General features: G+C 28.6%; 13 protein-coding genes. 4 read left to right on the forward strand and 9 right to left on the reverse strand.

The features are described 5' to 3' along the window. Nucleotide 1 precedes the first annotated feature (1 nt). From KAOT1_RS00380 to KAOT1_RS00390, 3 genes are read left to right on the forward strand one after another with little or no spacing between them, the layout of a single operon-like run. Nucleotides 2–490, forward strand: a complete 489-nt coding sequence (locus tag KAOT1_RS00380) for a hypothetical protein (protein ID WP_007092668.1) — start codon at nt 2–4, stop codon at nt 488–490. Beyond that, a complete protein-coding gene (locus KAOT1_RS00385; protein WP_007092669.1) occupies nt 490–771 on the forward strand; it encodes a hypothetical protein in 282 nt (93 codons plus the stop codon). The genes KAOT1_RS00380 and KAOT1_RS00385 overlap by 1 nt, the downstream gene beginning before the upstream one ends. Continuing rightward, complete coding sequence (locus KAOT1_RS00390) at nt 768–1,925, forward strand: type III PLP-dependent enzyme domain-containing protein (protein ID WP_007092670.1); 1,158 nt, start codon at nt 768–770, stop codon at nt 1,923–1,925. Before KAOT1_RS00385 ends, KAOT1_RS00390 begins: the two co-directional genes overlap by 4 nt. 330 nt (nt 1,926–2,255) lie before the next feature. Here KAOT1_RS00390 and KAOT1_RS00395 read toward each other — a convergent pair whose 3' ends face one another. Further along, nucleotides 2,256–2,732 carry a hypothetical protein gene (locus KAOT1_RS00395; RefSeq protein WP_007092671.1) on the reverse strand — a complete coding sequence of 159 codons (477 nt, stop codon included), beginning with the start codon at nt 2,730–2,732 and terminating at the stop codon, nt 2,256–2,258. A gap of 1,654 nt (nt 2,733–4,386) precedes the next feature. Between KAOT1_RS00395 and KAOT1_RS00405 the strand changes: the two genes are divergently transcribed. Beyond that, nucleotides 4,387–4,890 carry a hypothetical protein gene (locus KAOT1_RS00405; RefSeq protein WP_007092674.1) on the forward strand — a complete coding sequence of 168 codons (504 nt, stop codon included), beginning with the start codon at nt 4,387–4,389 and terminating at the stop codon, nt 4,888–4,890. 4 nt (nt 4,891–4,894) lie between these two features. On the opposite strand, the gene KAOT1_RS00410 is transcribed toward KAOT1_RS00405, so the two are convergent. From KAOT1_RS00410 to KAOT1_RS00440, 8 genes are all read right to left on the reverse strand, one after another. Next, nucleotides 4,895–5,122, reverse strand: coding sequence for a hypothetical protein (locus tag KAOT1_RS00410; protein WP_007092675.1), 228 nt, complete (start codon nt 5,120–5,122; stop codon nt 4,895–4,897). Between the two features lie 5 nt (nt 5,123–5,127). Beyond that, the gene (locus tag KAOT1_RS00415) at nt 5,128–5,871 is read right to left on the reverse strand and encodes a hypothetical protein (RefSeq protein WP_007092676.1); all 744 of its coding nucleotides are present in this window, start codon (nt 5,869–5,871) and stop codon (nt 5,128–5,130) included. A gap of 16 nt (nt 5,872–5,887) precedes the next feature. Continuing rightward, entirely contained in the window at nt 5,888–6,025 is a 138-nt protein-coding gene (locus tag KAOT1_RS22585; RefSeq protein ID WP_157559950.1) for a hypothetical protein, read from the reverse strand. Between the two features lie 310 nt (nt 6,026–6,335). Then, on the reverse strand, nt 6,336–6,722 hold the full coding sequence (locus KAOT1_RS00420; protein WP_162014324.1) for a hypothetical protein: 387 nt from the start codon (nt 6,720–6,722) through the stop codon (nt 6,336–6,338). A 21-nt stretch (nt 6,723–6,743) separates the two neighbouring features. Then, nucleotides 6,744–8,375 (reverse strand): glycoside hydrolase family 19 protein, encoded by a 1,632-nt coding sequence (locus KAOT1_RS21695; RefSeq protein WP_007092679.1) that lies wholly within the window; start codon nt 8,373–8,375, stop codon nt 6,744–6,746. A 173-nt stretch (nt 8,376–8,548) separates the two neighbouring features. Next, nucleotides 8,549–11,245, reverse strand: a complete 2,697-nt coding sequence (locus tag KAOT1_RS00430) for a carboxypeptidase-like regulatory domain-containing protein (protein WP_007092680.1) — start codon at nt 11,243–11,245, stop codon at nt 8,549–8,551. Beyond that, on the reverse strand, nt 11,245–11,967 hold the full coding sequence (locus KAOT1_RS00435; RefSeq protein WP_007092681.1) for a GLPGLI family protein: 723 nt from the start codon (nt 11,965–11,967) through the stop codon (nt 11,245–11,247). The genes KAOT1_RS00430 and KAOT1_RS00435 overlap by 1 nt, the downstream gene beginning before the upstream one ends. A 26-nt stretch (nt 11,968–11,993) precedes the next feature. After that, complete coding sequence (locus KAOT1_RS00440) at nt 11,994–12,281, reverse strand: hypothetical protein (RefSeq protein WP_040559231.1); 288 nt, start codon at nt 12,279–12,281, stop codon at nt 11,994–11,996. Between the last annotated feature and the right edge of the window lie 291 nt (nt 12,282–12,572).

A 12,572-nucleotide genomic window follows, 5' to 3' on the forward strand; every position in this document is an offset into this window, starting at 1 on the left:
AATGAAAAAAACATCAAAAAACACCCTTAGTACATTCAGTCAAAAGATTAGAAATGCCGTTACAGACTTATCGGTTGATATTTTTGGCTATGAGAAAATGGTAACCAAAAATATCATTCAAAATACAGCATTTATTTCAAGTAAAACCAAGATTCCAAAAGCACGTCTTTTTTTAAAAATTGTGCAAAAAGATCATACAATCAAAGCCTATTTGTTCGATCAATCTAAAGCCATTCAAGCCATTCCAACAAAAGAACTTGCCTATTTCTTTATTGACAGAGAAACCGCAGAATTATCAAGAATTCAGAACAAAATTGCCTTTAGTATCAAGAAATACTTGAATGATTTTGCATTAAAAAATGGTTTGAACGTTGAAAATCTTGCCGTATGGATTCATGTTAAAGATGAAAAAGTCATCATTGATGCATTTGATAAGGATCAATTTGTAAAAGAAATACCAATGAGTTCATTAATTAAATTTTTTAGGTAATGAGCGCATCAAAAGGTTGGAAATTAAAACAGGATTCAGAAACCAAATTAATCGTTTGGTTTGCTGATGGAAATGTGAGAACTCTGTATTCTATCGATTGGAATTATAAGTTTTCACAGACAAAAAAACGTGAGATTGGACTCGCTCGCTTTTACAAAAAGATTGAAGATTATGGAGCTAAAGTAAAAGTCGCAGAAATTTATGAAATGAGTTCAAAAAGACGTATAGCAAAGTTTATTAGCGGAGTAGAAGTAGCAATTAATCAACAAGAAAATCAATGAAAAAAATAATCCATTTAAAAGAAAAATTAGCTTCAAATATAAGGTTCAGCACCAAATATGATTTGGGCGAAGATGATAAAATTCACTTACTCTATGTATCTCCGAAATTAAATGCGACAGGGTATTATCGTTTAATTTCACAAGCATTAGAATTAGACAAAACAAATACGCATAAAAGTATTATTACAAACATAGATAGTAATGATTTTAATAATTCATTAAATGACCTTACAACGGTACTAGATGAGCGTTTGTTAGTGTGGGCAGATTATATCATATTTCCACCTATTTTTAGTGATATCACGTATCTATTAAAAGCAATTGAGGCGTTTAATCCAATGATTCAAATTACTTTTAATATAGATCAGAATTATTTTGCATTAAATGCTATGAGTTACGATAAGAGAAAAATTTCACAGATCGAATTGCATAACCTGGAGAACAATTTAGCGTGTGCGGATCTATTGTTAGTTGCCAATTTAAAATTCAAAAACTTTTTACATCGATATATAAATTTGCGTCATCCAAATGCTGATGTGGTAACTGGGTTTATTCCAAATTTAATTTCTCAAATTGGATATGAAAGTATGCCGAAAATCATTAAAAACGACACAGAATTATTTCGTCTTGGACTCATAAAACCAACTTTGGAAGATTTGAATTTCATAAAAGAGTTATTTCAAAAAATGAGTAAAGAATTAAAAGACAAAATTCAAGTGGTTTGTTTAGGTAGTTCTACAACCTATGAGCTTATAGAGAAGCTGGACTTACAAAATGATATAGAATTTCATAAAACAGTTCATTTTAAAACCTTCTTTTTTAAATTAAATCAGCTAAGGCTTGATTCAGCTTTGCTCTTGGCAAAAGATACTACCTACAACAAACATCACAGTAGTTATCTGTTTTTGGAACTATCAGCATTTGGAATTCCGACGATTACCTCAATTTATCATTCGGCAAGTAACAATATTACTGATGGAGTGGATGGACTCTTAGCCTCGATAGAACCTGAATGGATAAAGGCGCTTGATCTGCTAATTAACGTGAAAGGTATTAAAAAAGAAATTGGAAGTATGGCAATTAAAAATGTGTGGAAGAACCACAGCTTTTCAAAGAAGCAAATTCAGAATATTAGTCAAGAAATCTTCTTTTAATTGATAAAAAAGAAAAGCCTTGTTAGGGCAAGGCTTTTCTGTTCAGCACAATTTTAGTTTTACGATAATTTAGTGGTAATTGCTAAAAAGAACCATGATATGCTGAACGTTTAAAATAGGAATCCTCAATTGGGGTATCAAGGATTCCATCTGATAAAAAAAGGGTACTACAGTTTGGGAATTTTAGGTCATAGGATTTTATCCAAATTATAATATAGTGCCACAATCACAAATACAACGATAAAAAGAATTGCAAATAAAAATCCAGCAATAAAGCCTTTTAGGAATTGTAATTTATAAGCGTTCATAATATGCTCTATTGACCTTTTTTCATTGGTTGGGTAATAATGATTCTGTTTTAAAGCAAGTATCAATACCTTCAGTGATACATGGGGTACAAATACCTTCATTATTTGTTGATCGTTTGGGTAGGCAACCAATGGTACAACCTTCACAAATTAAAATTGTATTTCCTGAAGTTATATAGAGTGAATTATGTTCCTTATTTAATACATATGAAATCTGTAATGAACGATCTCTAGTATTGCCTATGAGTTGAATCATATTTAAAGAGTTATTGTCAAAAGCCTTACTGGAATCGATATTGAGTTCATTTATTTTGATCTCTTTTTTTTTGATTTGTAATATGTCATTTTCTAGTTGTTTAATTAGTTTTTGTTTATCATTGAAAACGATTTGATGATCTACTATTTTAGCAATCATTTCTTCAGCATCTAATTTTTTGATGTCTCTACAACTACTACAGAGTATTAGTGTGACCAAGATTAAAACTATTTTTTCTTTCATAATTCTATCATTAAATGTTACTTTTAGATAACAGGGCGGTCTGACTAGCCATCGTAAGAACCGCCCTGTCTGCCTAACTAAAAGTTTAGATTAGGTCACAGGTTGTCATTACAACCCGATCATTACATACTGACAGAACCAAAATCAAAACCCTATATCGATTACAGTTCCCTTTAAAAACTTCTCAGAAAGTTAAAATCAGTACGTTTAATTTTTAGTGGCAAAGCGACAACGATTCAGCTATCGCTTTGCCGCTAAAAGAGTAAGCAAATGTAAAACTCACTCTAAACACATCTTGAATGTTGACACCCGTATTGCAAAAAGTGTCTTTTTATAGTTTGGAAATAGAAAAATACATTCTACGTGTTATTTGATTACTTTAAGCAAAGCGATAACGATTCAGCTATCGCTTTGCTAGAGTTATTACCCTAAAACTCCATTTTTAACACACCTTCAAACACTACCAAAAGTGCCTGATGAAAAACTTGAAAAAAAATGTGTTAACTCTTATTTCTAGGCTGGCAAGGCGACTGATTTTGAAACTACCTATTGTCGCCTTAGTTGTTTAAAGAGTATTTAAACATGAGTTTAGTTAAAAACCATAGCCAACCTTTAAAATACTTAACGCGCTCCTTATGAACTAGCTAGGGGTATTTACGATCTTTATTTGTTAATTCCTTTTCGATTTCTTCATCCACTTTATTTTTTATTTTCTTCCTTCTTTTGTTTTTTACATAGAAGTATCTTACGATAACTAATAGTATGATAACTTCCATTACAAAAATACCTACTAGAAACTGTGTCTCACTAACCATGAATCTTTATGTTAAAAAGGCTATCAATAACAATTGGTTAGGCTCAGTGGAATACGCTACAATAGATACACTTGGGTTAAGATGAATTCGATAATTTAAATGGTCATTCAATTTATTTTAGTAAATTCAACTTTTTGAATCAAAAGAACAAAGTGGCATTTTTGATTCCCGAATTAAACTTTCGTTTAAAAATCAAAATAGTCATGCATATTAAACAAAATAGCCACTTTGTTACATGTTAAAAAAACAGTCAATTGAGAATTTATTAAGCCTACTCGCTTGACTAAAATTAAAGCTTTCAATCCCCGAAAATGAGAAGTATTTTTCGGATTATTCTAAAAACGGGGATTTTGAAAGCTTTGCTTTTAAGCTATTTTTCATCTTCATTATCAACCATATTTTCTAAAAATTTTGCGAATTTCATCATTAATATTACGGAGTGCATTTCTTTGATTCGATCTTTAGTTTCAGCAAAGTCCAATTTGTCAAATTTTAAACTTTCTATACTCAATATGCTATGTACATTATTAATAATTTTATGCATTTTAAACATAAAAAATAACAAGATTCCAATGAATACGAGGTTAATGATAATTAAGATTAATACGTAAATATTATCCATTTCTTATTAAAAATTACAACTATGTTATTTAGATTTTTGAAGTAAAAAGCTTACAAAGTATTTTGCAATTTTCATTTCTATATGAGTTGTTTTTCACGATCCTAAATACTTTTATTCATAGTTTATTTATATTTGGTTTAACGACCTTACTAAAATAAGGAAACTTTCGTAATTATCATAATTATTTCACAATAATACAATAAAACTTTCGCAATTAATGAAAGATAGAATAACTAAAGTATTCAATGATTTAAAAATTAGTTCTTACAAAACAGCAGAAGAATTAAATCAAGTAGTTTCACAAGTAACAATAAGAAATATTGTTAAAGGTAGAACAGAGAATCCACACCAATCTACTCTTGATTTATTAGCTGATTACCTTTGTAATAATTACAAGGTTTCGCGAAAGTGGCTTTTAAGTGGAGAGGGAGAAATGTACTTGAAAGATGATAAGGATTTTTATATTGAAAAGTTGGGCGTAAGATTTGAACTAGATGAGTTAATTACGCATTTTGAAAATAACAAAGAAGTTTATTTCGCTAATTCTAAAGATTTGATGTTACATGTTATTGAAGAACTTATAAAAAATAAAGAAAAGTATTTTGAAATTTCTGAGTACTTGCGATTATTTATAAAAGATAGTGTAGAACAAAGGCTAGAAAAACGCCTAGCAGAAATTAAGGAGTTGGGAGCAATCGTAAATTCTCAAAAAAGTAAATAGAAATTTATGTAGTGATTTTAAAATTATCAACCATAAATATAAGTCCACTAGGTAAATTTATAAAAGACTCATTATTTTTTCTTTCTTTTTCGTTTGATCTTTCTTCTAATTTGATTAATTCTTCTTCTATTTTTTTGGAACGTTTTTCATAAGACTTTTTAGAACGATCTTTAATATATCCTTTCTTATTAAGTTGGTTTAAGATTTCTTTTGCTTTCTCTGACTCCGACATTTGATTTATTTATTAATTTCTTTTCCAACTTCAATAATCACTTTTGTATTTAATTTAGTGTAGTCATTTTCCTTTTCGTCCTTGACAAATCCATTCTCAGGAATAACATATAATATTTGATCGAATAAAGTAGATATTACTTTCTTCAACCTTTCTTCAATAGTTTGATAATGTTTGAATAAGAAGTAAGAAGATGCTAAAATAAGAATTGGAGAGACAATAAGTAAAACGTTTTGGTGCCATTGCTCAAAGTCGTATTCGCCTATAGAATTTACTTTATATATTAAACTCCATGTAAACCAATAACCCGAAGTCAGAACAAAGGAACTTGAAATAATTAAATAGAAAATTTTCTGATTTTTTGATTCGTAATATTGTTTTATTTTTGAACTAAAATAAAATAGGCTTACAATTAAAGTAAAAAATCTAATACCAATTCCAAGTAAAAAATTCTTGTAAGAAGAATATCCTAGATATGATTGATTTTCCATGATTTCTCTTTTCCTAGAAACATAATTTTTATGCTTATTGGAATATTCATTTAATATACTTTTTCTTATAGAAATGTACTCAAGGATATTTATCTTATTGTTTTTTAAGTCTATGACACTATTTTCTAATTTAGTGTCTCTATCATCCAATAATATAGGAAACGTCTTTTTATGATTTTTCAATTCAATAGAATCCTTTTGTATTGAATTATGAATAATTGTCGCAGTAATACTTATAGACACTACTACGACAATCATTAATGGGTAAAAATATTTAGCCACCGACTTCATCTTCGTCATCTTGGTCATCGGGATCTCCGACTTCCTTGTGACCTGTTGCTTGAAATTCAATAGTTTCCTCATCTGTTAAGTTATTTGGTGTACATCCGTTAATAAATGATAATCCAAACATAATCAATATAATAAATACAACTTTTTTCATGTCTCTCGTTTTAAATTTAACATTATTTCCAAATGTATTTAAAAAACGTGAAGTCAGAAATTTACAGTAGAACCATTAACGAATATTATGCTAAAATAGAAAAAACTTTCACAATTTTGCAAAAGTATGTTGTAAGAATTTACTATTTACGGTTTTACCGTTAATAGTGTAAGGTTTTGTTAGGTAATATTAAGTACGTAAAAAAAAAAAGAGTCATGGAATTCCATAACTCTTTAAGATTAATTAGCTAATTATTATGTTAATTCATGTGAGAAACTTATTAATTAACTTTAGTGTACGTCTCTAACTTTCCTTGTTCTGTAGTCATAGATAAAAAATTATTATTGTCTTCATTCACTGTTTCTAGTGTAGAACAACTAATATCTCCATCTTCTTCCAAACTTAAAAATATTCTATTATCACTTGTAGTATGCCCATTGCATGTTATAACAACTGCATAATTCATAGAACCTACATATTGATTTTCTGAATAAATTTTTAATATTCCATTTGATAGAAATTCTAATTTATGTCCTGCTTCCGAATTATTTTCCCAAATACCTATTATTTCTGTGCTATATGTTTGCTGAGTTTCTAGTTTGCTTTGTCCTTTACAAGAAGTTAGCATACATACCAATAATACTATTGTTACAATTGTAAATTTCATATTTTTCATATTTTTCATATTTTAGTTTACACAATCAATCGAATCTTTTGCTTTTTTAAATCTTTTTTTTCGGTCTTTAAGACCAGCTCTTGCTTCATTAATTTTTTTTGTTAACTTATATACTGTCGTTGTTGAATCAACAGTCATCTTATCTAATACCCGTGTTTTGTAATACCACATACCACTTAGTATGGCTAAGGTATCATTTGTTGCTACCTCACTAGGGGTATTAACAATATCTATATCAGGATCGTACTTATTATTATAAAATTCTTTAAATTTTCTATAATTTTCTTTCCACGTAAGTTGAAATATACCACGACCTCTATATTTGTAGCCATCGCCACTTGCCACGTCTCCATTTTCATATTTACAACACATAGCAATATTAGCAACACCGCTAGAATTTTGGAGGTAGTCTGGTGCAAAATACTTTGTAGAATCATTTACAGCAATTAGTGAATCCATTGTAAATCTTTTACGATATGTTTTAGCCAATAAACTAGCGGTTGTCCAATATGTACTTTCCGTTACATTTAAGTTAGCAAATCCACCAGTTTCGTGACCAGCTTGAGCTAGAAAGTGCCATAGTTTATGTTTTGAGTCAATACCAAAGTCAGCACCTTTATCGTTAATCATTTTTGCTAATAATGTAGCATCGTCGTCAGTCATATCTGGAAAGATTTTCTGTAAGTCTTCTTTAGATGTATCACAATCCTCTTTATCAATTAAAACACCTACATCGCCATCATCGCAAGGTTCAGTCAATGAATTTTTAAATTTAGTATCATTGTTTGAACTTCTTTGTGCTATAGCATTCCCATTACAATCTGTTATAATAATAGGGCTTCCTTGACAACACCACGCTCCACTAGGAGGATGTCCGTCAGCACCACCGCCACAACCACATCTTGCATAGCTCCAACTTAAACCACAATCATCATCTAAGTTTTCAAATTCGCCACCACTATTAGAGTCAACGTTATTATAAACTTCATTATCATCAGCAGAATTCGAACTCGGTATGCCAGTACTAGCATCAGAACCACTTGAATCATCATCTGAAGGTTCATCAGTCGGATCATCAGGACAAGGGGAAAACTGACCTGTACTGTTTGTCATAGAACCATTTTCCATACTAATATATCCAATTTGTTGTCCGTTGCTATTAAAGGTTTCAATCGTGCCTGAAAATTTAGATAAATCGATCGCATTGGTTTCTTCATTAGTGGGAATATTACCTATAAAGTTGTATTTAATGAAATACTCATAAGATGAATTTTCTGTTTCTACGACAATCAAGTTTGTCACACTATTTTCTTCTAACGGCGAAATAATTTTAAATGTGTGCTTAGTATTCGATTCGTTGACAACTACGATTTCTTTATTCGTATCTACAATTCCTAAGCCAGATGACTTAAAACTGAAAGGTGTTTTTGATAAAGAAATTGAGTTTTTTTTATTCTCTACTGTAAATGAATTGTTTGTCCTCAATTTAATATATTCTATGGCAGATTTAGAAACCTCATTGCCGACTTTTATTTGAACTCTAGCTCTCGCTAATGAATCCTGATTTTGATCTTGATTGATACTATCATCTTTTTGACAAGACAATATAATTAAAAAACAAAATAATGTAAAAAATTTCTTCATTATTATTAGGTGTTTAGGTTAAATATTCTTCTCCAATAGAATCAAATTAGAGGCTATTTTAAGTTTATTATAAGTTTTTCAGAAGCGATCAAATTCTATTATTAACTAACAATATGATTCTAACTTATTTAGGGATTCCCGTTATTTAAATTGTTATTGTATTACATAGATGATTAGAGTTTATAGGTCAATTTGAACATTATTATTCTTGGAAGAATGAATGTTCTTTCATCCGATATTAAGACGTTTGACAATGAATTTCTTTGTTGGAACTTAATATTTAATAAGTTTTTTGCTGATAACTCAAAACCCCATGCAGTATTGGGTTTTTGATAGTAAAATGAAGTGTCTAAAATGTTAAATTCATTAGTAATATTTTGCTCATTGTTTGTATAATTTTCGTATTTGTAATTAGCTTTGATTATAATTGATTTCAAAAAATTATACTCTAAAAAAGTGGATAGGGTATTTTGATTAAATTGATTATTAAAAACGCTACTATATTTTGAAATAGATTTATTGTAATTTACTTCGATATTGGGGTAGTTTTCAAATCGAGTTGAAAAACCACTACCTATATTAAAACTTATGGTATTATTATTAATTAACTCTCCGTTTAGAGGTGTGTCGTAATCTACTTTATTAATATTGGCTCTTAAAGAAAATTTTATTTTTTCATAGCCTTTAGAAATACTACCGCCAAGAATGAAAAAAGAATCTGCAAAATTGAATTGTGATGGAGTAGTAATTGAATTAATACCTTCTAAATTAGTTTCATTTTTAGTGTTAATGCCTTTTGTTTGGTAGTTTAAGATCAAGCTGTAATAAAGATCCTTGAATAAATTAAAATTGCTGAAGCGTAATTTTAATTTATGTATTCTTTCATTTTTCAAAGTTTCATTTCCGACATAAAGAGAGTTAAAATTTAATAATGTAATTCGGTTACTTAACTGTGTGATACTTGGAAACCTAGTCGTATAGTCATATTTAAAAGAAATCTTTTTTGTTTTAGTAAATGAAAAATCTGTTGATAGTTGTGGTAAAATTATATGTTGATTTTCTGAAACTCTATCAGTTCTAAATTGAGTAAAATTCCATATATAAGTATGATAGAACAAGGCAGGTTTAAATGTGATTTTTCCCTTTTTTAATTTATAGTGAACTCCAAAAAAGATATCTCCTAAAGTTAGTTTTACATCATTATTAAAATTTGAGTTTTCAAAGTTATTTTGTGTATTGTTGTCTAATAATTGAAACTCATTTGTTTGGTATTTTTGAAAGTCATATTTCACTCCAAAAGTCGTGTAAATATGGCTTAATCTATTCATTATCCAATAGTGTTTAACTCCTCCTAAAACATTGTGAGATAAAGAATATACATCTTTGAAAATAGAATAACTTTCTGATTGCTCTAAAGGTAATACCGATTCAAAAATAGCTGAATTAGTAAGCAAATTGTTTAGTGAGTTTCCATTATTGAATGAATACTTACCATAGACACTAAATGTGTGATTATCATTATATTTTTTATTCCATTGAATATCATTATTTACAAAAGTAGTTATGTTATTTGCGCTAGTTTCAATGTAGTTAGAATTAGCATTAGTTTGTGTCAAAGTATTCTCAAAAATATCATACTTGTAAGACTTTATTGTTATACTTGAACGTAAATTAGAATTAATATTTTTCTTTGATGTTAGCTTAATTTTACCGATGCTGAAATCTATATCTTGCATTCCATTAATTACTCTATTTTCAGTGAATTGTTCTTCTGAAAAGTATTCATTCAAAAATTCTTGTTTAGTTTCATAACTAATTTTGGAGTGAATAAGGTATGAGGATAATTCTGTGTTTGAAGTTAATTCTTGAGTATAACTCAAAGCACCAAAATTATTTTTATTTTCTTTGTAATCTGTATTATTTAAAAACCTTGAAAAACTATCATTGGTAAGGTTAAAATATGATTCTCTATTGTCTAAAAAATTTCTCATTCCACCTTCAAAGCTTACATAGTCTTCTACTGTAAATGATTTGACACCTGTATTATTAAAATCCCCTATCAGATTAAAAGTTGTTTTTGGACTGTAATAGTACAAAGATGGGTGTATAGAGTATCTATCTACGATACCGCCACCAGCTTCAATATCCCCAAATAAGAACTTTTTTTTATTCTCTTTAAGCTTTACATTCATAGCCATATCATCAGTATCTTCAAGGTTTTTCAAAAAGAATACTTCATTGTAATTGTCTAATATTTCGATCTTATCTACTGCATCAGCAGGAATATTATTTACAGCAAGTTTACTATTCCCAGTAAAAAATTCTTTATTCTCAACCAAAACTTTAGTGACTTTTTTGCCTTGTATATATACGTTACCTTTTCGGTCTACTTCCACGTTCGGTAGTTTTTTTAATACGTCCCTAAGTTTCCTTTCTTCTCCGCTAGTAAAAGCATCCGTTTTATAAATTATAGTATCTTGTTTAATAGTTACGGGAGGTGTATAATTAATTGTTACAGTTCCTAATTCTTCTTTTTCCTCGATTAAAACAATATTTTTTTCAATATTGAGACTATCGGTTGTTAAGTTGATTACTTGTTTTTTAAAACCTAAATGGCTAATTGTGAAAGTGTAAGATGAAAAACTTTTCAATCTAATTTTATAATTACCTTTAGAATTGGTAATCGCAAATTTTACTTTATTAGTTTTATCATTTGGAATAGCAAGTACATTTGCAAACTCAATTTCAACTAAAGAACTATCTGTTATCTTACCAAATAATTCAATATTTTGAGCATTAATTTTACAAACTGAAAATAAAATGATCGTTAGAAAAAAGCTAATCTTATAAGAAAAATAGTCTAAATGCATTAATTTTTTCTTTTTCTTATTTTCTTAAACAATTCTAACAATTTCTCATTATATCCCTTTACAGTTACTTCTATTCCGCCTTTTGGGGGTAAAATTTTAGTTTTAGAATTATTAGTTTTAAACTTAATGTTATCAACAACTATATAAGTTCCTCCTTTAGTGACTTCTAGAACCAAACCTGGTAATCCATCGAAGCCCGCAACTCCGAATGGTAATGGAATTTCTGGAGTGTACCATACAATAGCTTTTATTTTAACTTTCTTTTTTTGTATAGAACTATACTCGTCTTTTGTTAGTATAGCTTTATAACAAGTATATTGATCTATTTTTTTAGTTTCTCTAGTTAGTTCTATATTCCATTCATTATATGGGTAAGTAATTAAAAATAACTCTCCCGCAGTTTCTACTTGTCTTAATTTGATTTTTTTTCTTCTATTTTTATAATAGATTCCATTTCCACCACGAGTTGCTAACCTATATGAATTATCAAATTCAGTATCAGTTTTCATTGATTCATTGCGTTTGAATAAGGCAACAGAATCGTTTGCAATTAATTTATATGATAAATCGTTGACAAATTTTATTGGAGTTTTGCTTTTACCTTTATTATTAATTAAAGCTTTTTTATAGGTAACTTCTACTTCTATTGAACCTTTAGATTGTCCATAAGAATAACTTATCAACAAAAAGCTAACAACTATTATTAAGTTTTTTATATCCATTCGGGAGAGTTTTTTAAAATTAATCGTTACAGAAAAACTGGTTGAGCAGGAACAGCTCCACTACTACTTTCATTCCATACATCGTATGAACAATAATTCAAATAATCAACATACGCGTTAAAATATTCTTCATCTGTATAACCACTTTGACCGCCGTAAGCAAAGCTTTCACTTGTTGCAGCTCTTTGTGCATACGCTTCACATGGTGTTTCGTAATTGGTTACATCAGCTTCAAAATCATTTACTGTTGCATTTAGGTTGTTTACGGTAAATATGAAAAATAATACCATAATACCTGAAAAAAAATGTTTCATAAAAAAATAATTAAAATAAGCCTACTTAAACGGGCATCAGCATTCCCTCTTTTTTTGAGAAATTATTTTACTCCATTAGTTGGTTCATAACCAAATGACTTATGTTTTGTTAAAAATTCCTCTTAATATTTCAAAATATTATACTATAAAACTTATTAAGATTATAAGATAAGTACACAGCTAATTAATAAGTATAAACTTTCAAATATTGAAATATTTTGCTAAAATATCATAAACTATCTTATAATTGCAAAAGTTATTTTGCAATCGAAGTATTTTTACTTTTTTACT

Origin of the sequence: Kordia algicida OT-1, assembly GCF_000154725.1 — a bacterium.
Classification (GTDB): Bacteria; Bacteroidota; Bacteroidia; order Flavobacteriales; family Flavobacteriaceae; genus Kordia; species Kordia algicida.